Here is a 23,696-nt window from a genome sequence, read left to right as displayed (position 1 = left end):
CTGCGAAGCCCTATTCCAGCCCGACATCGGCCAGGGTCGCGGGCGGGGTGGTGATGTTTTCGCGGATCCGGCGGGCGGCGTGCTCGCACCGCCCCGGCAGGCCAAAGAACAGGCCAAACGTCTCGCTGCGCGCGGCGCTATCCTGCTCCATGACACGGGCCCAGCGGGTGCGGACAGAAGCTGCGGCCGCCTCGGCCTCGCGCAGGGTTTCAGGGCTCTGGCGCGGCCCGGCGACCTCGAGCGCGCGGCTGAACTTGCGGGCCTCGCCGCGGCCCAGCTCGATCAACTCCAGATCCAGGGCGTCGTCGGTGTTCAGGCTTTCGCCCAGCGTCACGTGGCCGCTGACCATTGCCTCGCACCAGGCCACCAGCGGATAGTCGGCGGTCGGCGCGCCCGGCGGCAAGGGGTTGGAATAGGCCACTGCCTCCCACATCCGTTCGTTGCTCTGCGAGGTGAAGACGGCGTCCGTGCCGCCCGTGCGGATCACGGCCTCCTGCGCGGCGGCGGTGCCGGCCAGCCCCATCGCCAGGGCGGTTCCAAGAAGAAGCGAACGAACAAACATGAAAATCCTGACGTCTGCGGGTGACAGCCCTGAATGCGGGGAACAGCGTCACGGTTCAACCGGGCATTTTGACGGCGGTTCCCGGGAGCGCCCAAAGAAAAGGGCGGCGAACCCGAAGGTCCGCCGCCCCGATCCTTGGTCTGGCGTACCGTTTAGAAGCGGTAGGCCAGGCTCAGGCGCACCGAACGCGGGGCCTGATAGGCCGTCGGCTTGGCAAAGTTGGGATCGGCAGCCCCATTGGCGAGGTCGCCGAACTCGTTGTAGTCGGTCTCGGCTTCGAACCCGAAGACATTGAACACGTCGGCCCGCAGGACCAGGGAGTCACCCGGAATGGTGAAGACTTCCGCCAGATTGTAGGCGAACGTCAGGTCCAGGTTCTTGGTCCAGTCGCTTTCGAAGACCGCGCCACGGGGCGTGGCCACACCCTGACAGAACCACGACGCCGGGCCGTAAAGCGAGGCGAAGAAGTCGGTCGGGTGAATACCCTGACAGCCGAACTTGCGCGGCGACTGAATGATCAGGTTGGCCCCGATGTTCAGCGCCGGCGTCACCTGCCAGTTACCGAACGCCTTGAAGCTGTGCGCGCGGTGGTTGGGCAGGAAGCCGTAGGAGTTGTCCGTCAGGCCCGGCTGGTCGAAGTCCTGCGACAGACCGGGGTCAACCTGGCCGTTGTCAGACTTGAGGGCCCCTTCATAGTTGCCTTCGCTTTCGGACCAGACGTAGCTGAACCGGGCGCCCCAGATACCGTCGAAGGATTTCTCCATCGAGATTTCCACGGCCTTATAGGTCCGCTCGGGCCTCGGATAGTTCAGTTGGTCGGCCGTCAGGGTGATCTCGCGATCACTTGTGATCACACCGCCGGTGGCACGCGACAGGTCGGCACCCGACAGGGTGATGACCATGTCCTCACCCGGGTTGGTCAGGACGTACTGGTGGAAGCCGTACCACACCGAATAGCACTGGGTGTAGGTCAGGTCCGTCGCGACGTTATCGCAATAGTCGAGAACGGCGGCGTCGATGGCGACGTCGTCGATGGCCGTGCCCAGTTCACGATAGGTGCCTTTGACACCCAGGGTCCAGCCATCCCACATCTGCTGTTCGTAGCCGAGGATGAACTCGTCCACGTACATCGGGTCCAGTTCCTTGTCGACCTGGGTCGAGATCGGACGCACCGACCCGTCGGCGAAGTTGCCCCCGCTCAGGAAGCCGGCGTTATTCGTCCCATAGCCGCGCAGGATGGGCTCGCCGGTGTTGTCATCGATACCGTCGCGGTTGGCATCCGGACGACCGGCGACAGCACCCGAGAAGTCGAGTTGCCAGACGTCCTGGATGAAGAACTCCGAACCGGCCAGGCGCTGGTTGGTGTTCACCGCGACCGGCAGGAAGTAACGCCCGTAGAAGCCGAACAGTTTGGACGTGCGGTCACCCGTGACGTCATAGGTGAAGCCCAGGCGCGGAGCCCACTGGTTCTGCAGGTCCACAAAGGCCACGCCGGCGATGTTCTCGTTCTCGAAGCCTTCGTTCCGGATGCCCAGGTTCAGGGTCAGCTGGTCCGTCACCCGCCAGGAATCCTGCAGGTAATAGGCGTTCTGGGTCGAGCTCCAGCCACCGTCGTTGTCATAGGCCCGGACGCGCGCCCGCGAGGCGAGGCCGATCGGGTTTGCCCGGCCGATCAGGGTCGGGTTGTAGTTCGGGTTCGGATTACCTGCGTTAGGCCCGGTCAGGAGGACCGGATCGAGCACGCCCGTGCCATTTGCATTGGTCAGGTTGCCCGCCGTGATAACGGTCTGGTTGCGGTACCATATACCACCGGTGCGATCACCCGTGCAGTTCACGACCGTGCTGATCGGACGCGATCCGGGAACGTTGCGGGCCTGAGCGCGGCAGTAGTTGTACCCAGCGCCGGAGTAGTCCAGCTCCTGATAGGATTCCAGCTTCTCCTGGTCGATACCGAAGCGGAAGTGGTGCGAACCGAAGAAGTCCGCATAGATGTCGACATCGGCCCGCAGGACAGTGCGCTCATCTTCATTGATCGAGGGCTGACCAACACCCCAGATGCCGCGACGCGGATAGCCGGGCAACTCATCGGTCAGCAGGGCGCCCGCATCTCCGGGGGAATAGTTGTACTCATTATACTCGTTGACGCCGTAGGCGATCGACGTCGTCAGCCAGTCCGTCCAGATGCCGGTGTAGCGGGCGATCCAGTTGGTACCCCCGAACTTGAACGTAGACGGTGTGAACTCACCCACATAGCCGCCGTTGGCGTCCACGAAGATGTTGCGGGTGTTCTGCTCCTGCTCATCCGAGAAGTAGGTGAACTCGACGCGGTGTTCGTCATTGATCAGATAGTCAATCTTGGCGCCGTAGAACGGGTCATTCGACGTCACCCGGGTGCCGTTCGCGCCGGCACCAAAGTCCGGATCGTTCGTCGGAGCGCCGATGTTGACGAATTCACGGTCGCGGAAATTGACCAGACCGAAGATGAACAGACGGTCCTGGATAATCGGGCCGCCAAAGTCGAAGATGATGTCGGAGGTTTCAACTTCATCGAAGCGGTTCTGGGCCAGATAGGTGTCCGGAGCGTCTGAACGCAGGCTGTCCGGTTCCCAATAGGCGGTGATGCCGAATTCCCACTGGTTTCCGCCAGACTTGGTCGTGCCGTTCAGGACGCCACCGGTGCCGCGACCGAACTCCGACGAGTAGCCACCGGTCTTGGTTTCCAGCGTCTGATAGAACTCAAACGGAACGATCGACGACCCGGTGAAGTCACGGAATTTCGTGATGTTCAAGCCGTTGATGAAGTAGGTGTTTTCACCCGCCGAGGCACCACCGATGGTCGGGATGCCGCCGAAAGCAGCATCGGAAGCGGTCACACCCGGAGCCAGCAGGGCCACGGCGCCGGCGTCACGTGCGATCGGCACATTGCGCGACAGCTCTTCGACGTTGACGGTCAGGCCGGTGGTGGTGGCGTCGAACTCGGACACAGCCTGACGCACGCCGACGACGACGATGTCATCCACGGTCGAGGCACCCGACGCGCTGCCGACGGTGAAGACGACCGAGGTCGTGCCGCCCGATCCGACCGAGATGGTGTCGGACAGCGAGGCATAGCCCGGCGCCGTGATGGTCGCGGTGTAGCGGCCCTGCGGCAAGGCGATGGCGCGGAACGAACCGGAGGCGTCGGTGGTGTAGGTGCGGGTGAAGCCTTGCGACACCGATTGCAGCGTCACGGTGGCGCCGGCGACCGGCGTCCGCGATTGCGTTTCAACGGTGCCGGACACGGCGCCCTGCACCAGGTCCTGGGCCATGGCGGTGCTGGGAGCCAGCAGGCCGACGGCCGGAGCCGCCACAAGCGCCATCAGGGCGGTACCGCCGATCATGGTCGAATGCAGCAGACGTTGGCGAATGGTCTGGGTTTTCAAACTGTGGTCCTCCTGTGGCCGAGACGAAGTTCCCGTAGGTCCCCCTTGCCTCGACAACCATTATCCATGCGCCCCAATGCACACAGACTGCCTTGAAGCCTAAACCCGCATCTTTGCGAGCGCACGATAATTACAGGCCGGTAATCCAATCGTCGCGACAATGTCGCAATCAAGCCACAGTGGCCCTATGATATTGAATCATCATGATTTTTTGGGGATCCCGGTCGGCCAGGCTCTGGTTGACCGGTGTCATTCCGAGCCCGCAGACCGGTAGTTTTGTCTTATGCCCGAAACTTTGACCGCCGCGCCGAATACTCTAGCTGGGCAATAATGCCCTGAGTCGCCCTATCGGCTGATCGCCACGCGGCTGGCATAGGGAACGGGCTCGGGCGTGCAGGAGGCCGCCATGAGCTGGCTCGCCATGATACACAGGAAGGCGAACGCGACCGGCAAGAGCCGATTTGAAACATCCAGAGCCAGGGATCGGGCCATGACGCGCACTCCACAAAGGGTTTACGAGCCCTTAACGCAAGGCCCGGGCCAGCCGGGGAGCCACCCCGCGTGACGGCGCCGCCCATTCCCTTCGTTCGCGATTTCACGCCCCTGTACGGACAGGCCGAGCGCCTGACGCCGCGCATCCGCCGGGTGCTGGCCCACAATCCCGGCCCGTTCACCTTTGCGGGGACCGGCACCTTTCTGGTCGGGGACGCAGACTCGGTGGCCGTCATCGACCCCGGCCCGGCCGATTACGCCCATCTGGAGGCCTTGCTGCAAGCTGTCGAAGGCCAGACCGTCAGCCATGTGCTGGTCACCCATGGCCATGCCGACCACCTGCCGCTGGCCCGGCCCTTTGCCGAGGCCGTGGGCGCGCCGGTGCTGGCCCACCCGGCCCTGTCGCCGGACCGGGATCTGGAGGATGGCGCCCGCATCACCGGCGACGGCTGGACGGTGGAGGTCATGGCCACCCCCGGTCATGCGCCCGAGCACCTGGCCTTTGCCCTTCTGGAAGAAAACACCCTGTTCAGCGGCGACCATGTGATGGGCTGGTCGACCAGTGTGGTCTCACCGCCCGAGGGCGACATGGACGCCTATCTGGCCAGTCTGGACCGGATCATGGACGCCGGGTTCGACACCCTGTGGCCGACGCACGGCGGGCCAGTGACCAACCCCCTCCCCTTCCTTACGGCGCTGAAGGGCCACCGGCTGAGCCGGGACGACCAGGTGCTGGAGGTGCTGAAAAGGGGCCCGTCCTCCGCGCAGGATATGGTGCCGACCCTCTATGCCGCGGTCGACGAACGCCTGTGGCCGGCAGCGGCCCAGTCGCTGCTGGCGCATCTGATCCGGCTGGAGCGTCGCGGCGATATCATGGCGTCAGAGGCACCGTCGGCCACCACCGTCTATCAGCGGCGCGGCTGAAGCTCCGCCACGACCCGCTGCAGAAGGCGGCACGTCTCGCCGCCGTTGGGCCGTGTGTTGCGGGCTGCAACCCTTATATCCGTCTGTCCCGGCCGAATGCGGATGGTGGCATCGTGCCGGAGGAGGAACCACATCCCTTCGTGGGTCCCCTCGACCTGGAACAGCGCAGACGGCAGGGGCGTAAACCCTGCGCGCCGCAAGGCCTCACTCGCATCCTCGGCCCGGACCTGGGTGGGGATGGAGACCACGCCCTCGCACGCTTCCACGTCGACCGTGCCGTGGTAGCGCCGCAGCGATGGCGAAAAGCCGGGAGGTTCAAGCGTGTCCGTCGCGACGTCGAGCGGCGATGAGTTATCGCCCCTGACCCCGGGAGAGGCGAGATAGAGCCAGCTGCCCATGGCCATCATGGCCACGGCCGCCAGCCCCAGCAGCCAGCCCACCGCTCCGGTCCGCCGCGCGCGCCACAGCAGGATCAGAGCGCAGATTGCGCCCAGCCCCAGCAGCCAGGGGACGACGGTGATGCTCAGCAGGTCGAGCGCGACTTCAAGACCCCACCAGCCGAACCGCAAGCCAAAGACAGCGACGAACACCAAGAGGGGCGCCGACAGCACGCCGGCGATGAGCGCCAGTGTCGTCCAGCCGCCGGTGCCGCGCCGCGCCATCGGATCAGCCCTGCGCCGTCGGCAGGACGTAGTCCTTCATCCGCTCGCGCACGAGCTTCTTGTCGATCTTGCCGGTGGCGCCCAGCGGGATGTCGTCGACGAACACCACATCGTCGGGCATCCACCATTTGGCGATCTTGCCCTGCAGGAAATCCAGATGCTCCTGCTTGTCCTGACTTTCGCCGGGCTTGAGCTTGATGACCAGCACCGGGCGTTCGTCCCATTTCGGATGGGCGGCGCCGATCACGGCGGCCAGCTCGACCTTGGGATGGCCGACCGAGATGTTCTCAATGTCGATCGAGCTGATCCACTCGCCGCCTGACTTGATCACATCCTTGGCCCGGTCGGTGATCTGCATGAAGCCGTGCTCGTCAATAGTCGAGACGTCACCGGTGTCGAAGAAGCCTTCGTTGTCGAGGATCTTGCCGCCCTCCTCCTTGAAATAGCCCCCGGCGATGGTCGGGCCGCGCACCATCAGCCGGCCATAGGTCTTGCCGTCATGCGGCATCTCCTGACCGGCATAGTTCTTGAGCTTCAGCTCCACGCCCAGCGGCGGCATGCCCTGTTTGATGCGCCACTTCATCTGCTCGTCGTACGGCAGGGCCGACAGTTCGGGCGTCAGCCGTGACAGGGTGCCGACCGGAGAGGTTTCGGTCATGCCCCAGCCCTGGAAGACCTCGACGCCGAATTCGTCGTTGAAGGCGCGGATCAGGCTTTCAGGGACGGCCGAACCGCCAATCAGCACCTTCTTGACCGTCGACAGCTTCAGCGAATTCTCGCGCATATAGGCCAGCAGACCCTGCCACACCGTCGGCACGGCGGCCGAGAAGGTGACCTTTTCGGACTCCAACAGTTCGTAGATGGAGCCCCCGTCCATCTGGGCACCGGGCATGACCAGCTTCGACCCGGCTGCGGGACCGGAGAAGGCGATACCCCAGGCATTGGCGTGGAACATGGGCACCACCGGCAGGATCACCTCATCCGGCGTCGCCCCCATGATGGTGGCCTGCAGGGTCACCAGGGTGTGCAGGAAGTTCGAGCGGTGCGAGTACAGCACACCCTTGGGATTGCCCGTCGTACCCGAAGTGTAGCAGAGGCCGCAGGCGGTCTGTTCGTCAAAGCCGCCCCACTCGATATCCTCCGAGGATTCCTCCAGCAGCTGCTCATAGCATTCGGCGCGGGGCAGTTTGGTCGCCGGCATGTTCCACTGGTCGGTCATGACCACCACCCGCTCGACGGTGGGGCAGTGCGGCAGGATCGCTTCCAGCAGCGGCACAAAGGTCAGATCGACGAAGATGATCCGGTCTTCGGCATGATTGATGATGTAGATCAGCTGTTCCGGGAACAGGCGCGGGTTCAGCGTGTGACAGACCGCGCCGATGCCCATAATGCCGTACCAGGCCTCGATGTGGCGACCGGTGTTCCAGGCCAGGGTCGCGACCCGGTCACCGACCTTGACGTCCCAGCCCTTCAGCACGTTCGAGACACGCTTGGCCCGGCCATGAATCTCGCCATAGGTGCTTCGCACCACCGGCCCCTCGACCGAACGGGTCACGACCTCACGGTGCGGATGCCAGTTCTTGGCGTGGTCGAGGATCTTGTCGACCGTCAGCGGCCAGTCCTGCATCAATCCGAGCATCGGTTTCCTCTCCGAAATTCATGGGTCTGGCCAGCGTTGCCCGCGGCACTTGCCGGCAAGCTATCGGCGGCGTGAGGGATAGGCAACGTGACGCAACGTCAGGGGCGGCGAGTTTCTTTGCCGCAGACGGCCCACTTTGGGCTAGTTTGGGCACGAACCTTTCCCGATCCGGCCGACAGGACCCGACCATGACCCTCGCGCGCACCGCCCTGACACTCTCTGCCCTTCTGGCCCTCGCGGGCTGCGATACCGCGACCGAAACGCCCGCCCCCTCGCCGCAGGCCGCACCGCCCGGACAGGAAACGGCCCAGGTCGCCCAGGGGGGACTGGCGCTCGAAGGCGAGGGCCTGCGGGCTTTCACGGCCCAGGGCTCGGCCCGCGCCCTGTCCTTCGGCATGTCGCAGGATATGGTGCTGACCGCCGTTTCCACCCTGCTGGACACCGGGACCCCGACCGTGACCACCAATGCCGAGTGCGGGGCCGGACCCACCCAGTTCGCCGAATATCCGAACGGCCTGCAGCTGACCTTTCAGGATGACAGGTTCGCCGGCTGGTTTCTGGACGCGCCCGGCCTGACCACGGCGGACGGGGTCGGCGTGGGCACGCGCCATGCAGATCTGCAGTCGGCGCGGGAAATCGAAATCGTGCCGGACTCGACCCTGGGGGTGGAGTTCACCAGCGGCGATCTGGGCGGGTTCCTCTCGTCGGAGGGGCCGGACGGCACGGTTGAGAGCCTGTATGCGGGCCTGACCTGCTTTTTCCGCTAATACCCGCCCATGGCCATTCTGATCGCGATTACCGGCGGCTCGGGCTCGGGCAAGAGCACCCTGGCCGAGGCCCTGATCCGGCATCTGCCTGCCGGGGCCGCAACCCTGGTGCGCGAGGACTCCTACTATCGGGATGCCGCCTCCCTGCCCGACTTCGACGCCGCGACGTTTGATTTCGACGACGTGTCCGCCCGAGATCACGACCTTCTGCACGATCACCTCAGCGCATTGAAGGCAGGGCAGTCGGTCGAGGCCCCAATCTATTCCTTTGTCACCCACGGGCGGGAGTCGGGGGGCGAGCCCGTGCCCGCCGCCGAGGTGATCGTGATCGAGGGCACACATCTGTTGTGCAGCCCGGCGCTGGTTCGGCTGTTCGACATCCGGGTGTTTGTCGACACCCCCCCGGACATCCGCTTCATCCGGCGGCTGCTGCGGGACCAGGTCGAGCGCGGCCGTACGGCCCAGTCGGTCATCGACCAGTATCTGCTGACGGTCCGGCCGGGGCATGAGCGGCTGACCGAACCGGCCAAGGTCCATGCCGACTTCATCGTCGCCGACGCCACCGCCGCCGTGGTACTCACCGACCCACAGTCCGTAGACCGGCTGGTGGCCCCGGTCCTGACGCATCCGCTGCTGGCCCGCTGGACAGGCGGCATACGTTGTAACCCCTAGAAATTCCGGTCTTGCAGGACGGCGTTATCCACGCCAACCTGCGCCGCCATGAGTTCGACCCGCACCGCGCCGCACCGCGCGCCAGCCCTTCACCCCAACCCTGTTGATGACCCCCGGTGCCGCTATGTGCTGGTCGAAGCCCGACGTCATTTCCTGGCGGAGGGCTTCGCCGCGACGCGGGTCGAGCCGATCGCGCGGGATGCCGGCGTATCGACCGCGACCCTCTATACCTTCTTCCCGTCCAAGGCCGACCTGTTCCAGGCGGTCATCGACGACACCTCGGACGAGTTTGCCCGACAGATGGATGAGGTCCGCGCTGTGGATGGTCCCGCGCGATGTCAGCTGACCCGGTTCTGCGAAGCCTATGTCGCCTTCATGGCCGACCCGCTGGTGACGTCCGTGTTCCGTCTGGTGATGGCCGAACGCACACGGTTCCAGGCCATGGCCCTCCACTTCTATGAGCGCGGCAAGACCCGGATCGGTGTCACCCTGGTCGAGGCCATCACCGCCCTGGCCGCGCGGGGCGAACTGGCCTGTGACAAGCCCTCCTGGGCGGCTGGCCAGCTGATGGGTATGCTCGAACATCCGGTGTTCTTCGTCCCGATGGTCACGGGCGACACCCTGGACCTTCGACGCTCTCACCGGCAGATCGCGGCCGATGCCGTCGAAACCTTCCTCGCCCGGTATGGCGGACCCAATCTGGATCGTGCGGCGCCTGACCTCGAAAGCTGATCCTCAGGGGTACAGCCGCTGCGTTCGCCAGGGCGCGTCCACGCTGTCCCGATCGAACCGCAGCCGGTCATGCAGGCGGAACGGGCGATCCCGCCAGAACTCGACCTGAATCGGCACCAGCCGCCACCCGGTCCAGCCCTCGGGACGCGGCACGTCCCTGCCCTCGAAGCGGGCCATTTCGCGCGCCACGGAGGCCTCCAGCTCGGTCCGGTCGGCGAGCGGACGCGACTGGGCCGAGGCCCAGGCCCCGATCCGGCTCTCCCGGGCACGGCTGGCGAAATAGGCGTCGGCTTCGGCGGCGCTGACCGGTTCGACGGGCCCTCGCAGCCGAACCTGCCGCCGCAGGGATTTCCAGTGGAACATCAGGGCCGCTCTGGGCTGCCCTTCCAGCTGCTGTCCCTTGTCGCTCTCACGGTTGGAATAGAAGGTCAGACCGGCCCGGCCGACATCCTTGAGCAGCACCATGCGACAGTCCGGCAATCCTTCGTCATCGACGGTCGCCAGCGCCATGGCGTTGGAGTCGTTGATCTCATGCGCCTGCGCGTCGGCCAGCCATCGCTCCAGCAGGGCGAAGGGTTCGTCGCACGCGAACTCGGTTTCATCGCTGTTGGCGGCAAGCGCGGCGGCATAGTCGCGGGCATAGTCCTCGCGCGACGGGCTGGGCGGGATGACGGGGATGCTCATGGTGGCGTTCTAGCGCTGACCGACGCCTCCTGCGAGGGCCAGCGTCACGGTTAACCCGGCATTGACCCTGTTCGTGGCTTTTGGTCGCATGAACGGTGCGGACACCTCCCCCTTGACCTATCGCCAGGCGCTTGCGGTGCTGGGCCTGCCCGGTCCGGTGGATCATGAGACGACGCGTCAGGCCTTTCTGCGCGCGGTCAAGGCGGCGCGCCCCGACCATTCCGCCGGGGACGCCGAACGGTTCCGCGAGGTCATCGCCGCCTGGCATGTCATACAGGCCGAGGGCCCGGCCCGGCCCGCCCTGGCCCCGCCGATGCGTCGCACGGCGGCCCTGCCGACCCTCTCGATCGATCCCGTGTTGGCCTTGCATGGGGGCCCGGTCATCACGCGCCACCGGGGACGAGCCTTCCGCCTGACCCTGCCCGCCGGTCTGAGGGCGGGTGACCATGTGCGGCTGAAGGGTGCCGGTCGCGACGAGAGCGACCTGTTCCTCGCGGTCCGGATCCGGGCGGCCGACGGACTGTCGGTGCTGGGCGACGACCTGTTCATGCAGGCCGAGGTCTCGCCCCGGGTGCTTCAGGACGGCGGGCGTGTCGAGGTGCTGACCCACGCCGGCCCCCGCAATGCCTGGGTGGTCGCGGGTCTCGAGCCACCCGTGCGTCTGCGGCTGAAGGGGCTGGGCCTGCCCGCGCGGGGCCGTCATGGTCAGGGCCACCTGTTCATCACCCTGACGCCGGCCGAGGAAGCGCCCTCGGCGGCCGAACATCTGCTGGACCGCTTCGCCCGGGTCTGGACGACCGCGCCGCTTGCGGCCTAAGGCCAGAGGGCCATGTCCCACAACAGCTTCGGCCATCTGTTTCGCGTGACCACCTGGGGCGAAAGCCACGGGCCGGCGATCGGCTGTGTCATCGACGGCTGCCCTTCCCGGATCCCCCTGACCGAGGCCGACATCCAGCCCTGGCTGGACCAGCGGAAGCCGGGTGGCAGCCGCTTCGTCACCCAGCGACGCGAGAGCGACACATTGCGCATCCTGTCGGGCACCTTTGACGACGGCGATGGCCCGGTCACGACAGGCACCCCCATCAGCCTGCTGATCGAAAACGAGGATGCGCGATCGAAAGACTATGGCGAGATCGCCCGCGCCTTCCGCCCCGGTCACGCCGACTACGTCTATCAGGCCAAATACGGTGTGCGGGACCACCGGGGCGGCGGCCGCTCCTCGGCGCGCGAAACGGCCCTGCGGGTGGCGGCGGGCGCGGTCGCCCGGCTGATCCTTGGCCCCGACGTCGCCATCCGCGCGGGCGTGGTCCAGATCGGCCCACACCGCATCCCGGACGACGCGCTCGACTTCGGCGCCGTTCAGGACAATCCGCTGTTTGCCGCCTCAGCCGACGTCGTTCAGCCCTGGTCCGACTATCTGGACGGCGTGCGAAAGGCCGGGTCCTCGATCGGAGCCGTGGTGGCGCTGGAAGTCACCGGCGTGCCCGTCGGCTGGGGCGCGCCGCTTTATGCCAAGCTGGATGCCGAACTGGCCGCCGCCCTGATGTCGATCAATGCCGCCAAGGGGGTCGAGATCGGCGCCGGTTTCGCCTCGGCCGAACTGTCGGGCGAGGACAATGCCGACGAGATGCGGCTGGGCCCTGACGGCCAGCCGGTCTTCCTGTCGAACAAGGCCGGCGGCATCCTGGGCGGCATCTCGACCGGCCAGCCGATTACGGCGCGGGTGGCCTTCAAGCCCACTTCTTCCATCCTGACACCGCGCCGGACTATCACTCGCGACGGCACCGAGACCGAACTGCGGACCAGGGGCCGTCACGACCCCTGCGTTGCCCTGCGCGCCGTGCCGGTCGTCGAGGCCATGGCCGCCTGCGTCCTGGCCGACGCCCTGCTGCGGCACCGGGCGCAAGCGGGGTGATGAGCCCACATTTCCCGCGTCAGAGCGGGAATGCGACCTTCACGACCAGCCCGGTCGGTTCCCACTCGCGGCTGAGGGTGCCGTTCAACTGGCGCACGACATTGACCTGGAGCGATGATCCAAAGCCCTCTCGCAGCGGGGCGACCACGGCCGGGCCGCCGGACTCGCGCCACACCAGCATCACCTGACGCGCCTCGAGCGTCCAGGTGACCGAGACACGCCCGCCACCACTGCTGCAGGCCCCGTATTTGTTGGCGTTGGTCGCCAGCTCATGGAGCAGCATGCTGAGGGGCTGGACCTGATCGGGTGACAGCATGACCTCGGGGCCGCTGGCGTCCACACTGTCCTTGGGACACAGCGCTTCCAGTTCTTCCCGCACGACGTCTTCCAGCCGCCCGCCTTCCCATTTGCGGCTGGCCAAGGACGTCTGGGCCCGCGCCAGGGCGCTGATGCGACCCGCAAGGATCTGCTTGTAGGTTTCAACATCATCGGCGCGCGTCAGGCGCGTGAGCGACTGCACGATCGAAAGGACATTGCGCGCCCGGTGGTCGACCTCATGCATCAGAAGCCTGCGCGCCTCCTCGCTGCGCTTCTCCTCGCTGATGTCCCGCACCTCGATCACGGTGCCGACGACGTTCGCCGCATCATCCCGGATCGGGCTGGCGGTAAAGGCGACCGGATAGAAGGAGCCGTCCTTGTGGACAAAGACTTCTTCCCCTTGGGTGCCGACCTTCTCGGGGAAGGCGCGGTCGATGGCGCATTCCGAGAGGGGGAAGGGCGAGCCGTCCGGATAGGTGTGGTGGATGACGTCGTGCAACGGGCGCCCGATCGTCTCATGGAAGGCATAGCCGGTCAGCTTTTCCGCCGCCCGGTTCATGAACACACAGTGTTGCCGCTCATCCATCAGGAAGACGGACATGGTCGTATTGCTCAGGATGCCGTCCAGTCGCAGGGCCGTGGCACGGAGCTCGGACTCCATGCGACGGTAATCTGTCGTGTCCTGGATCGCCGCATAGAAGACGGCATCATCCCCGTCGGCGATCAGCTGCAGCTTCACAGCCACATCATACTCTGTTCCGTCCTTGCGTCTGTGAACGGTGTCGAAGTCCAGCCTTTCGACCTCGCCCGCCTTGAGCGGTTCAATCAGGACAAGAAAGGCATCGCGGGTCAGGCGCGGCTTGAGGTCCCACGGCGTCAGACCCGCCAGCTCCTCGATGCTGTATCCCAGGTTGTCGCGGGCCCCCTTGTTCACGAGCCGGAACCGGAAATCTTCGGCGCCGAATATATAGACTTCGCTCGCGGCGCCCTCGACGATGCGGCCAAGGCGTTCGCTCGTCATACCTCCGGAATTTGGCATGACGAGAAAACTGTCGCTCCGGCGGGCAAAGGGAAGGACTATCCGTATAGAAGCGCCAAAGCCGTGGCAATGATCGCAGCCCGGCGCATCAACACCCTTTTCGTCACTGACACTGTTACCTATATAGCCCCCGAACCGACGCGGCATCGCCCGCGTTCCACCCTCAGGGAGACCGCATCATGATCGACGTCCGACCCTTCAACACTCTCGGCGGTGCAGACCACGGCTGGCTGAAGGCCCGCCACCACTTCTCGTTCGCCAACTACTACGACCCGAACCGCATGAGCTGGGGCCGGCTGCGCGTCTGGAACGACGACGAGATCGCCGCCAAATCGGGCTTCCCGCCCCACCCCCACGCCGACATGGAGATCATCACCTATGTCCGCACGGGTGCCATCACCCACGAGGATTCGATGGGCAATCGGGGTCGCACCGGCGCGGGCGATGTCCAGGTGATGAGCGCAGGCACCGGCGTGCGCCACTCCGAGTTCAACCTCGAGGACGAGACCACCACCCTGTTCCAGATCTGGATCGAGACCGACAAGCCCGGCGCCAGACCCGGCTGGGGCATGAAGCCCTTTCCCAAGTCCGACCGCAGCGGCAAATTCCAGGTGCTGGCCTCGGGTGACCCCGATGACGGTGCCCTCGACATCAACGCCGACGCCCGCGTGCTGGGCGCGACGCTCAAGGCCGGCGAGAGCCTTACCTATGACCTGGCCGAAGGCCGCCGCGCCTATCTGGTGCCGGCCGTCGGCACGGTCGAGGTCAATGGGACCGTGCTCAGTGCGCGCGACGGTGCCGGTATCAAGGACGAACCCACGATCACGGTGACCGCCCGCGAGGACGCCGAACTGGTCATGGTCGACAGCCGCTAGACCCGTCCTCAGTCCTTGTTCATCATTGGCCGGTAACCCTGTTTCCGACCTCGGGGAGTACCGGCCAATGATCCGTCCTGCATCGCGTGTGATTTCGCTCGCCGCCCTCGTGGGCTGCACCCTCATGCTGCAGGGCTGCCTGGTCGGCGCCGTGGTGGGCACCGGCGCGGCGGTGGTCGGCGGCACCGTCAAGGCCACCGGGGCCGTGCTGGGGGCCGGGGTCGATGCTGTCACCACTTCGGACGAAGAAACCCGACTGAAGCGCGAACGCGAACAGCGCGACTGGGAGCGCGAGCAACGCCGCTGCGAACAGCGCCGCGCCTCGGGCCGCGCCTGCTAGGCCTTACCGCACGCCGATGTATTTGTGGGTCTGGACACTCAGCCGCCACCGGGGGTGGGTCAGGCAGTAGTCGAAGGCGGCCGCAGTATTGGCCGCTACGTCGGGGCCGTCCATCGGCTGCAGCCAGAACCGCTCGAAGTCGAGATCGGCGAACCGTTCAGGCCGAGCCGTATCCTGCGGATAGACCAGTTTCAGTTCCTGACCCGAGGTCTGGACCACCGGCGCATCGGCCTTGGGGCTGACGCAGATCCAGTCGATACCGGCGGGGGCCGCGATCGTGCCGTTGGTCTCGACCGCGATGTCAAAGCCCCGCGCATGCAGGGCGTCGATCAGCGGAACATCGAGCTGAAGCAGCGGCTCGCCCCCGGTACAGACGACCAGGGGCCGTCCTCCCTGTCCGGTCCAGAACCCGGCCACATGGTCCGCCAGCATCTCTGCGGTCGTGAACTTGCCCCCGCCGTCGCCGTCGGTGCCGACAAAGTCGGTGTCGCAGAAGGTGCAGACGGCGGTCGCCCGGTCCTGTTCGCGCCCGCTCCACAGGTTGCAGCCGGCAAAGCGCAGAAAGACAGCCACGCGCCCGGCCTGCCCGCCCTCGCCCTGCACTGTCAGGAAGGTCTCCTTGACCGAATAGGTCATGCCGCCACCCATTCGGCATGGCCGCGCGCCCGCAGCTCGCACGCCGGGCAGGTGCCGCAGCCATAGCCCCAGGCGTGGCGCTGCGAGCGGTCGCCACGATAGCAGGTATGGCTGGCCTCAACGATCAACTCGACCAGAGGATCACCGCCGAGCTCATGGGTTAAGGCCCAGGTTTGGGCTTTGGTCAGGGCCATCAGCGGCGTCTCGATCTGGACCGGCTTGTCGAGGCCCAGCGACAGGGCGCGCTCCATGGCGTCGATCGTCTCGCGGCGACAGTCGGGATAGCCCGAGAAGTCGGTCTCGCACATGCCACCGACCAGCACGTCCAGCCCCCGCCGGTCGGCCAGCGCCGCCCCCACGCTCAGAAAGACCAGATTGCGTCCCGGCACGAAGGTGGTGGGCAGGCCGCGCGCATCCATCTCCATGGCCTTGTCGGCGGTCAGGGCGCTGTCGGCGATGGCACCATAGCCGGTCAGGTCGACGACATGGTCCGGGCCCAGACGGTCCGCCCGGTGCGGCAGGGCGGTATGCATGCCGTCACGCACCGCCAGCCGGGCCTGCATTTCGACTGCATGGCGCTGGCCGTAGTCGAAGCCGACCGTCTCGACGCGCGGATAGCGTTCCAGCGCCCAGGCCAGGCAGGTCGCACTGTCCTGACCGCCCGAGAACAGGACGAGGGCCGAGGCGGCGGGCTGTGGGTCGAAAGCGCTCATGACAAATCTGCGGTCGGCCCCATCCCGAAGGATTTCTGGCCGCGCGCATGCAAAAAAGCCCGTAAAGGCGGGAGATGCGCCTCATACACCCGCGACCGGGCCGATGCAAAAGCGTCAAAAATGCGGCGGGGAAATCGAAGTTTCCGATATTTACCAATCCGAAAATGGTTCCCGGTTAAGCCTCACATCCAGTTGAGGGAGTAACGGTCAGAATGCCGACGATCGAAACGCTGACCGAAAGGGCCGCGCCGGTCCCGCCCGAGACACTCGGAGCCGAGGTCCTTGCCCGCTTCAGGGAATTTCCTGACACGCTTGTGATACCGGTGGTCAGGAATGATCGACCCGTCGGCCTCATCGAGCGCAATACCTTCCTGCTCAAGATCGCGGGGCCGCTCGGCCATGCCCTTTACGCCAATCGGCCCATTACCGAGCTGATGGATGATGATCCCTCGGTGGTCGAAGCCGGGGTCCGCATCGACAGCTTCTGCGATGCCATTCTGGGTTCAGGGCCCGACGCGTTGACCCGGGGGTTTATCGTCACCCGTCAGGGCAGATACTGGGGCGTCGGCACGGTCATCTCCCTGCTGAAGGCCATCAATGACGAGCAGCGCCGCCAGAATGCCGAGCTGACCGAGCAGGCCCGCGTCCTGTCAGACTCCCGTACACAGGCCCTGTCAGCCGCCCGCGCCAAAAGCCAGTTCCTGTCGATCATGAGCCATGAGCTCCGCACCCCGCTGAACGGGGTGCTGGCCGTGGCCGAGCTGCTGCGCCGTCAGCCGTTGAACGCGACCGCCCAGTCGCACGTCCAGACGATCGTCGATTCCTCCGAGGTCCTGCTGCAGATCCTGCAGGATGCCCTGGATCTGTCGCGCGCCGAGGCCGGCGAACTGGACATCAACCTGCAGCCGACCCCGCTTCGGGCCCTGATGGATGATGTCGCCGCCATGTGGGAGCCGCGCGCCTCGCAGGACAACGTCCATCTGATCGTCAGCTATGAAGGCGACACCGAACTGGTGGCCCGGGTCGATCCCGTCCGGATCAAGCAGATCTTCAACAACCTGATCGGCAATGCCCTCAAATTCGCGCGCAACGGCATGGTCGAGGCCGGGCTCAAGGCCTGGATCGAGGACGACCGCGTCATCATGCAGGCGCGGGTTCGCGATGACGGCCCGGGGGTCGCCCCTGACCGCGTCGATGTCATCTTCGAGCCCTTCGTGCACGGCTCCGGGCCTGACGGAGCGGGTCTGGGTCTGGCCATCTGCCGCCAGATCGTGGACCGATTGGCCGGTCGTATCTGGGCCGAGAACAATCCGGGCCGGGGCGCGACCTTCGCCTTCGACATCTCGGCCGAGCGCGCCGAGCGACCCATAGAGGCCGAGAGCAATGTCTCGGACATGGTCGAGTCGGACATGATCGCCAATCCGCACATCCTGATCGTGGACGACAATGCCACCAACCGGGTTGTGGCCCAGGCCCTTTGCGAGATGTTCGGCTGCACGTCCGAAACCGCCGAGGACGGCATGGAAGCTCTGGACGCGGTCAAGGCCCGCGACTTCGATCTGGTCCTGATGGACATCAAGATGCCGCGCATGGACGGGCTTCAGGCCACCCAGGCGATCCGCAAGCTCAAGGGTCCGATGCGCGACGTGCCGATCATCGCCCTGACGGCCAATGCTGATCCCGAGGACGCCCGCCGCTATATCGCCTCGGGCATGGCCGCCGTGGTCGAAAAGCCGATCAAGCCCGAACGCCTGCGCCATGCGATGAACGCCGCCCTGTCCGCCCCCCATGCCGAGGACGAGGCCGCAACGGACGAACCGCAGGTCGCCGCGGGCTGACGCGGGACATTCCGCCATTTGCAGGCGTCGCCCGGCGCGATAAGCACGGGGCATGGACGTTCCCGCAATCGCCCCGCTTCTGCCGCAACTGGCCTCGGGCGCGGCCCACACCCACGCCCTCGGCTTCACCTATGAGTCGCTGGACGGTGACCGGGTTCGCATCCGGGTGCCCTGGCGCGAGGATCTGGTGGGTGATCCCGACACCGGGGTGATCGCGGGCGGCGTGGTAACCACCCTGCTCGATCATGTCGGCGGGCTGGCCGTCTGGGTGTCGCTGGACAATTTCAAGCCCCTGGCCACCCTGGACCTGCGCGTCGACTATATGCGCGCCGCCCGGCCGCGCACCGACCTGATCGCCGAAGCCCGCTGCTATCGCCTGACCCGGTCCATCGCCTTTGTCCGCGCCTGGGCGTTCGAGGACGCGCCCGACGATCCTGTCGCGGCGGCCCAGTCCGCCTATATCCTGACGACGACCCGGCCCCAGCGTCGTCCGAAGCCGGAGGCGGGGGAATGAGCCGCGTCATCGAGGCCATGCCCTATGCCCGCTTTCTCGGCCTGACCGTGGAACAGGCCAACGACACCCTGACCGTGACCATGCCCTTCTCGGATCATCTGATCGGCAATCCCATGCTGCCGGCCCTGCACGGCGGGTCGACCGCGGCCCTGCTGGAAATCACCGCCATGGCCCAGGTGGCCGAGAGCTTCCCCGGCATGCACCTGCCCCGCCCGATCAATGTCTCGGTCGCCTATCTGCGCTCGGGCCGGCCCCAGCACGTCCATGCCCGCGCACGGATCAACAAGGCGGGGCGTCGTGTCGCCCATGTGCTGGCCGAGGCCTGGCTGGAGGACGAGGCCCAGCCCATCGCCGCCCTGACCGCCCACTTCCTGCTTGAAGACAGCTTTTAGTTGTAAGTCATAATTAGTCATGGTTGCATGACCCCGTGGCAAGCCGCCACGGGGGGAGATTCGCACATGACCCGTTCCGATATCGGCCAGACCCTGGCCCTTCGCCTCTATGCCGCCGAGACGGCGATCGACTCAGCCCTGGTCCAGACCGCGCGACTGGCAGCCTATCTGCCCGAGGCCCGGGCCGGGGCCTATTTGTCTGCGGTCACGGGCCAGAAGGCCTTTGACGAGACGGCCCGCTCCGTTGTCGCCCTGGCCGAGGCCCGCGGCCACATCGTCCGCACCCATGGGTGTCTGGCCGCCCTCGCCCGAAAACTCGGTCTTGATGCCTTGGCGGTTGGTCCCGTCGACAAGCCTGAGGACGGCCCTCCCATCGGTGGCGGCTCCACCGGTGTCATTTCTTCAAAAACCCCAGTTTCAAGCAACGCTGAAGCGTGTTAAGGTTTCCTTAACCAAAGTTGCCTGGAGGCTTTTATGGACCGAACTCAAGTCATCGCCGGTGTTGCCAAGGATCTGCACGCCACGGAAAAGGCCATTGATGCGGCCATCACCCAGACCACCACCCTGGTCCAGTCGATGATCGGCGCCCGCGCCCTTCTGGAAGTGTCGCCCGTCGCCGGCGCCGGCAGCCAGGCCAAGGCCATGGAGACCATCGCCGCCCTGGGCGAAGCGCGTTCGGCCATCGTCGCCTGCCACGCCGAGCTGCAAAAGGACCATCGCAAGATGGGCTGGGGCGTCTATGCGGTCGGTCCGGTGAACAAGCCCGACGATTGGGAAACCCCCGTGGGTGGTACTCCTCCGACCAAGGGTCACCTGCGCGTCGCCTGAATTCGGCGTAATGTTTGATACCGGACATTCCGGTCAAACCCGATTCAATGCATGATCGCCCTCTGAGTGTTTCGCTCAGGGGGCGATCTCATGTTTGACACCCTGGCAGCACAGATCGGCGCGGTCTTCATCGTACTGGTTCTGGGCTTCGCCTTCCTGAAAGGCGAGGAGACCGAGCGGATCGCCGCCGGCGCCTACGGGCTTGGCTGGCTGGCGTCGCTGCTGGTGCAGACCGACAGTGACCTCTACAATGCCCAGTGGAGCATGCTGGGCATCGACATCGTCATGCTGCTGGTGCTGGGTGCCCTGGTGTGGAAATCCCACCGCACCTGGCCGACCTGGGCCTGTGCCGCCCAGCTACTGGTCGTCACCGCCCATGTGCTGATGGCGTTGGATACGCGGCCTTCGATCGCCTCCTACTACACCGTCATTAACCTGGCCGGTTACGGCGTGCTGGTCGCACTCGCCGTCGGCACCTTCTGGGCCTGGCAGGAACGCCGCGCGGCGGGGTTGGAATAGGCTTCTTTTCCTATATCCTGTCGTCCTGATTCGCGGAGCCCCCTGCCCCGGAGACTGTGTGCCGCTCGCTCATGCCCAGATATGGCGGGGCCTTGACCGGCTGGCGCAGGCGCAGGGGCTGACGGCGTCGGGGCTGGCGCGGCGGGCGGGGCTGGATCCGACCGCCTTCAACCCCTCCAAGCGTCAGGGACCACCCCCCGAGGGGCGGCTGCGCTGGCCCTCGACCGAAAGCCTGACCCGGGTTCTGGCGGTCTGTGGCCTGTCGCTGGGCCAGTTCGCCCGTCTGGCCGAGGATGCGGAAGAACCGCCCGCCGCCGTGCCCCTGCTGGGCCTGGCCCAGGCGGGTCAGGACGGCTTTTTCGACGAGGCCGGCCTGCCGACCGGTGAGGGCTGGCTGGAGACCGACCTGCCCCAGCCGCGCGACGGGCTGTACAGCCTCGAGGTGTCGGGGGACTCCATGGCCCCCCTGTACCGGCCGGGAGACAAGCTGATCGTCGATGCCGAGTCCCGGCCCGTCCGGCGCGGTGACCGGGTGGTGGTGCGCACCCGTTCGGGCGAGACCCTGGTCAAGGAGGTCGAGCGCGGCGACGCACGCGGCCTGACGCTGCGGTCGATCAATCCTGAGTATCCGCCGCGCCAGATCGAGACTGCCGATCTGGCCTGGGTCCGCCGCATCCTCTGGGTCAGCCAGTAGGGCGCAAGAAAACGGGGCGCGCCCCGCCGGACACGCCCCGCCCATCCCGCGTCAACGGGCGATCAGTAGGTCAGATAGTGGGCGCTGACCCAGCCGCCGTTGCTCAGCTGGACCCATTCACCCTGGGATCCCGTGGCCTGAACCGACTGGCCAGCGCTCAGGCTGCCGATCTGGCGATAGTTGGTCCCCGGGCCCGAGCGGACCCGCAGATTGCTGGTGGCGCGCAGGGTCGTGACGCCGCCTTGGGCCTGGGGGGCCTGTCGGGCGCGCTCACGCTGCTGCTGGCAGCCGATGTAGGAGCCGGCCGCGGCACCGGCCGCCGCACCGGCCACAGCGCCCAGTTCGCGCTCATTGCGGGACACCTGGCTGCCCGCCAGGGCGCCCAGCACGCCGCCGATCACGGCCCCGGTCTGTTGCCGTCCGCCCGGGGCGTCGCAGTTGGTGATACCGTTGGCAGCCTGGGCATTGGCGATACCCGGCACCGCCGACATCGCCACAAGGGCCGCACCGGCCATCAGGGCCCGGTTGATCATCTTCGACATGACTCACTCCTTCAGTGTCATCGATGTCGGGAAAATGCGCAGCCTCACCCAAAGGCTCCCGTGAACGGGTCGTTGTTTTCGGTTCATATTTCTGGCGCTACCGCTCGCGACACGGTCGCTCGCTGCTTGAGCGCGGGGTTTTTGCGCTACCGCTCGCGACGCGGTCGCTCGCTGCTTGAGCGCGGGGTTCTTGCGCTACCGCTCGGCTCGCGGAGCCTCGCTGCTTGAGCGCGGTACATTCCTCCCCCATCGGGGGAGGGGGACCCTCCGTCGCCCATGGGCGAAGGAGGGTGGAGGGGGCCGACCCTACCCCGCCAGCTCGCCGCGCGCGCCCTTCTCGATCAGCTTGATCGTCTGCGGCAGGCCATAGATGGCTGCGAACGACCCAAAGCGCGGCCCCTGCGACGCGCCCAGCAGCACCTCATACAGCGCCCCGAACCACGCCCGAAGGGGCTGGAAGTCGTGCGCCTTGCCGACCGCATAGACCTCGTTCTGGATCACCTCACCGTCGGTCGTGTCAGCCGGCAGGGCCTTCAGCCGCGCGGCCAGATCCTCGAACGCCGCCGTCTCCTGCTCCGTCGGGGCGCGATAGGTCTTCGCCGGCTTCACGAAGTCCTCGTAATAGTTCAGCGCATGCCCCATCAGCCGGTCCAGCGTCGGCTCGGTCTCCGGGGTGGCCTCCGGCAGATATTTGGCGAAATAGGCCCACAGCTGCGCCTTGGACGAGGCATTGGCCACGCCGACCAGGTTCAGCAGCAGGCTGAACGACACCGGGCTGGCGACCTTCGGCGGGGCCCCCGCATGGATCGACCAGACGGCATTGTCGATCCGCTTGGCCGGCTCCTGCGTCTGGAACTGGTCGATGAAGCTGAGATAGTCGTCGATCGCGCGCGGAATGACGTTGAAGTGCAGGCTCTTGGCCGACTTCGGCGACTGGAACATGTACCAGCTCAGGCTCTCGGGCGTGCCATAACGCAGCCACTCGTCCATCGTCAGGCCATTGCCCTTCGACTTGGAGATCTTCTTGCCCTCGATGTCGAGGAACAGTTCATAGTTGAAGCCCTCGGGCGGCGTGCCGCCCAGCGCCCGGCAGATCTTGGACGCTTCCCGCACGCTCTCGATCAGGTCCTTGCCCGACATCTCATAATCGACGTCAAGTGCCGTCCAGCGCATGGCCCAGTCGGGCTTCCACTGCAGCTTCACATGGCCGCCCGTGACCGGCACCTCGGTGCGGCCGCCCGCCGGATCGTCAAAGACGATGGTGCCCTTCTCGACATTCCGCTCCAGCGTCGGCACCTGCAGCACATGACCGGTCACCGGGCTGATCGGCAGGAAGGGCGAATAGGTGGCGCGCCGCTCCTCGCCCAGCGTCGGCAGCATGATGGCCATGACCGTGTCATAGCGCTCCAGCATGCGCAGCAGGGTCGCATCGAACCGGCCCGAGCGATACTGCTCGCTGGAGCTCATGAACTCATAGTCAAAGCCAAAACTGTCCAGGAAGGCCCGCAGCCGCGCGTTATTGTGCGCGCCAAAGCTGTCGTGCGTGCCGAACGGATCGCGCACCCGGGTCAGCGGCAGGTGCAGGTCCTCTCGCAGCATCTCCGGGTTCGGCACGCCGTCCGGCACCTTCCGCAGGCCGTCCATGTCGTCCGAAAACGCGATCAGCCGCGTCGGCCAGTGGTCACCGGTCAACGCGCGAAAGGCGTTGCGCACCATGGTCGTGCGCGCCACCTCGCCAAAGGTGCCCATATGCGGCAGGCCCGACGGTCCATAGCCGGTCTCCAGGATCACCGGTCGCCGCAGCGCCTCAAAGGTCGCCAGCGCCTCATCCGCCTTGCCCGCATCGATCAGCACCCGCGCGGCATTCAGCTCGGCGTCCGACAGCCGCTTCTTCAGCACATGGGCCAGCAGGTTGCGGGCTTGTTCAAACGGCCACGAGCGGGCCTCACGGGCGAGGGTTTCAAGGTTCTGCAGCAT

The 23,696-nt window shown here is 66.2% G+C and carries 25 protein-coding genes; 15 read left to right on the top strand and 10 right to left on the bottom strand.

Annotation, left to right across the window (positions count from 1 at the left end; all coding sequences use genetic code 11):
- Positions 1-10 precede the first annotated feature (10 nt).
- The gene (locus IBJ06_RS03835) at positions 11-562 is read right to left on the bottom strand and encodes a hypothetical protein (protein WP_292157441.1); all 552 of its coding nucleotides are present in this window, start codon (positions 560-562) and stop codon (positions 11-13) included.
- Positions 563-714: 152 nt separating this feature from the next.
- The gene (locus IBJ06_RS03830; protein ID WP_292157440.1) at positions 715-3,984 is read right to left on the bottom strand and encodes a TonB-dependent receptor; all 3,270 of its coding nucleotides are present in this window, start codon (positions 3,982-3,984) and stop codon (positions 715-717) included.
- A gap of 561 nt (positions 3,985-4,545) precedes the next feature.
- Here IBJ06_RS03830 and IBJ06_RS03820 point away from each other — a divergent pair.
- Positions 4,546-5,400, top strand: a complete 855-nt coding sequence (locus tag IBJ06_RS03820; protein WP_292157435.1) for an MBL fold metallo-hydrolase — start codon at positions 4,546-4,548, stop codon at positions 5,398-5,400.
- On the opposite strand, the gene IBJ06_RS03815 is transcribed toward IBJ06_RS03820, so the two are convergent.
- A complete protein-coding gene (locus IBJ06_RS03815) occupies positions 5,385-6,062 on the bottom strand; it encodes a DUF1499 domain-containing protein (protein WP_292157433.1) in 678 nt (225 codons plus the stop codon). The genes IBJ06_RS03820 and IBJ06_RS03815 overlap by 16 nt on opposite strands.
- Before the next feature lie 4 nt (positions 6,063-6,066).
- Positions 6,067-7,701: a long-chain-fatty-acid--CoA ligase gene (locus tag IBJ06_RS03810; RefSeq protein WP_292157431.1), complete on the bottom strand. Its 1,635-nt coding sequence runs from the start codon at positions 7,699-7,701 to the stop codon at positions 6,067-6,069.
- A 188-nt stretch (positions 7,702-7,889) separates the two neighbouring features.
- Here IBJ06_RS03810 and IBJ06_RS03805 point away from each other — a divergent pair, with 188 nt between their 5' ends.
- Genes IBJ06_RS03805 through IBJ06_RS03795 form a run of 3 tightly spaced genes read left to right on the top strand, consistent with a single transcriptional unit; the run spans position 7,890 to position 9,872 of the window.
- A complete protein-coding gene (locus IBJ06_RS03805; RefSeq protein WP_292157429.1) occupies positions 7,890-8,468 on the top strand; it encodes a hypothetical protein in 579 nt (192 codons plus the stop codon).
- A gap of 9 nt (positions 8,469-8,477) precedes the next feature.
- On the top strand, positions 8,478-9,140 hold the full coding sequence (udk, locus tag IBJ06_RS03800; protein ID WP_292157427.1) for a uridine kinase: 663 nt from the start codon (positions 8,478-8,480) through the stop codon (positions 9,138-9,140).
- 48 nt (positions 9,141-9,188) lie between these two features.
- A complete protein-coding gene (locus tag IBJ06_RS03795; protein ID WP_292157425.1) occupies positions 9,189-9,872 on the top strand; it encodes a TetR/AcrR family transcriptional regulator in 684 nt (227 codons plus the stop codon).
- 3 nt (positions 9,873-9,875) lie between these two features.
- Here IBJ06_RS03795 and pdxH read toward each other — a convergent pair whose 3' ends face one another.
- Positions 9,876-10,556 (bottom strand): pyridoxamine 5'-phosphate oxidase, encoded by a 681-nt coding sequence (gene pdxH / locus IBJ06_RS03790; RefSeq protein ID WP_292157423.1) that lies wholly within the window; start codon positions 10,554-10,556, stop codon positions 9,876-9,878.
- A 112-nt stretch (positions 10,557-10,668) separates the two neighbouring features.
- Here pdxH and IBJ06_RS03785 point away from each other — a divergent pair, with 112 nt between their 5' ends.
- Both IBJ06_RS03785 and aroC read left to right on the top strand, forming a co-directional pair.
- Positions 10,669-11,373 carry a DnaJ C-terminal domain-containing protein gene (locus IBJ06_RS03785; protein WP_292157421.1) on the top strand — a complete coding sequence of 235 codons (705 nt, stop codon included), beginning with the start codon at positions 10,669-10,671 and terminating at the stop codon, positions 11,371-11,373.
- A 12-nt stretch (positions 11,374-11,385) separates the two neighbouring features.
- Positions 11,386-12,471 carry a chorismate synthase gene (gene aroC, locus IBJ06_RS03780; RefSeq protein ID WP_292157419.1) on the top strand — a complete coding sequence of 362 codons (1,086 nt, stop codon included), beginning with the start codon at positions 11,386-11,388 and terminating at the stop codon, positions 12,469-12,471.
- Positions 12,472-12,490: 19 nt separating this feature from the next.
- Here aroC and IBJ06_RS03775 read toward each other — a convergent pair whose 3' ends face one another.
- Positions 12,491-13,810: a PAS domain S-box protein gene (locus tag IBJ06_RS03775; RefSeq protein WP_292157417.1), complete on the bottom strand. Its 1,320-nt coding sequence runs from the start codon at positions 13,808-13,810 to the stop codon at positions 12,491-12,493.
- 197 nt (positions 13,811-14,007) lie between these two features.
- Here IBJ06_RS03775 and IBJ06_RS03770 point away from each other — a divergent pair, with 197 nt between their 5' ends.
- Positions 14,008-14,703 carry a pirin family protein gene (locus tag IBJ06_RS03770; RefSeq protein WP_292157414.1) on the top strand — a complete coding sequence of 232 codons (696 nt, stop codon included), beginning with the start codon at positions 14,008-14,010 and terminating at the stop codon, positions 14,701-14,703.
- A 67-nt stretch (positions 14,704-14,770) separates the two neighbouring features.
- A complete protein-coding gene (locus IBJ06_RS03765) occupies positions 14,771-15,043 on the top strand; it encodes a hypothetical protein (RefSeq protein ID WP_292157412.1) in 273 nt (90 codons plus the stop codon).
- Between the two features lie 3 nt (positions 15,044-15,046).
- Here the strand turns inward: IBJ06_RS03765 and queE are convergent, their stop codons facing one another.
- Together queE and queC are read right to left on the bottom strand one after the other, a co-directional pair.
- Positions 15,047-15,679, bottom strand: coding sequence for a 7-carboxy-7-deazaguanine synthase (gene queE, locus IBJ06_RS03760; RefSeq protein ID WP_292157410.1), 633 nt, complete (start codon positions 15,677-15,679; stop codon positions 15,047-15,049).
- Complete coding sequence (gene queC / locus IBJ06_RS03755) at positions 15,676-16,392, bottom strand: 7-cyano-7-deazaguanine synthase QueC (RefSeq protein ID WP_292157408.1); 717 nt, start codon at positions 16,390-16,392, stop codon at positions 15,676-15,678. Before queC ends, queE begins: the two co-directional genes overlap by 4 nt.
- Positions 16,393-16,604: 212 nt before the next feature.
- Between queC and IBJ06_RS03750 the strand changes: the two genes are divergently transcribed.
- From IBJ06_RS03750 to IBJ06_RS03720, 7 genes are all read left to right on the top strand, one after another.
- Positions 16,605-18,230 (top strand): response regulator, encoded by a 1,626-nt coding sequence (locus tag IBJ06_RS03750; RefSeq protein ID WP_292157406.1) that lies wholly within the window; start codon positions 16,605-16,607, stop codon positions 18,228-18,230.
- A 52-nt stretch (positions 18,231-18,282) separates the two neighbouring features.
- Positions 18,283-18,744: a PaaI family thioesterase gene (locus IBJ06_RS03745; RefSeq protein ID WP_292157404.1), complete on the top strand. Its 462-nt coding sequence runs from the start codon at positions 18,283-18,285 to the stop codon at positions 18,742-18,744.
- Entirely contained in the window at positions 18,741-19,136 is a 396-nt protein-coding gene (locus IBJ06_RS03740) for a PaaI family thioesterase (protein WP_292157402.1), read from the top strand. The genes IBJ06_RS03745 and IBJ06_RS03740 overlap by 4 nt, the downstream gene beginning before the upstream one ends.
- Before the next feature lie 66 nt (positions 19,137-19,202).
- The gene (locus IBJ06_RS03735) at positions 19,203-19,577 is read left to right on the top strand and encodes a hypothetical protein (RefSeq protein WP_292157400.1); all 375 of its coding nucleotides are present in this window, start codon (positions 19,203-19,205) and stop codon (positions 19,575-19,577) included.
- A gap of 33 nt (positions 19,578-19,610) precedes the next feature.
- The gene (locus tag IBJ06_RS03730) at positions 19,611-19,964 is read left to right on the top strand and encodes a hypothetical protein (protein WP_292157398.1); all 354 of its coding nucleotides are present in this window, start codon (positions 19,611-19,613) and stop codon (positions 19,962-19,964) included.
- Between the two features lie 90 nt (positions 19,965-20,054).
- On the top strand, positions 20,055-20,483 hold the full coding sequence (locus tag IBJ06_RS03725; protein WP_292157396.1) for a hypothetical protein: 429 nt from the start codon (positions 20,055-20,057) through the stop codon (positions 20,481-20,483).
- Between the two features lie 58 nt (positions 20,484-20,541).
- The gene (locus tag IBJ06_RS03720; RefSeq protein ID WP_292157394.1) at positions 20,542-21,177 is read left to right on the top strand and encodes a helix-turn-helix transcriptional regulator; all 636 of its coding nucleotides are present in this window, start codon (positions 20,542-20,544) and stop codon (positions 21,175-21,177) included.
- Between the two features lie 62 nt (positions 21,178-21,239).
- Here the strand turns inward: IBJ06_RS03720 and IBJ06_RS03715 are convergent, their stop codons facing one another.
- Positions 21,240-21,719 (bottom strand): SH3 domain-containing protein, encoded by a 480-nt coding sequence (locus IBJ06_RS03715; RefSeq protein WP_292157392.1) that lies wholly within the window; start codon positions 21,717-21,719, stop codon positions 21,240-21,242.
- Between the two features lie 306 nt (positions 21,720-22,025).
- Positions 22,026-23,696: a lysine--tRNA ligase gene (locus IBJ06_RS03710; protein WP_292157390.1), complete on the bottom strand. Its 1,671-nt coding sequence runs from the start codon at positions 23,694-23,696 to the stop codon at positions 22,026-22,028.

The sequence above is a fragment of the Brevundimonas sp. genome (genome assembly GCF_016742135.1).
Lineage (GTDB): Bacteria > Pseudomonadota > Alphaproteobacteria > Caulobacterales > Caulobacteraceae > Brevundimonas.
Note: the sequence above shows the minus strand (reverse complement) of the source record. Positions and strands in the feature narration are given on the sequence as shown.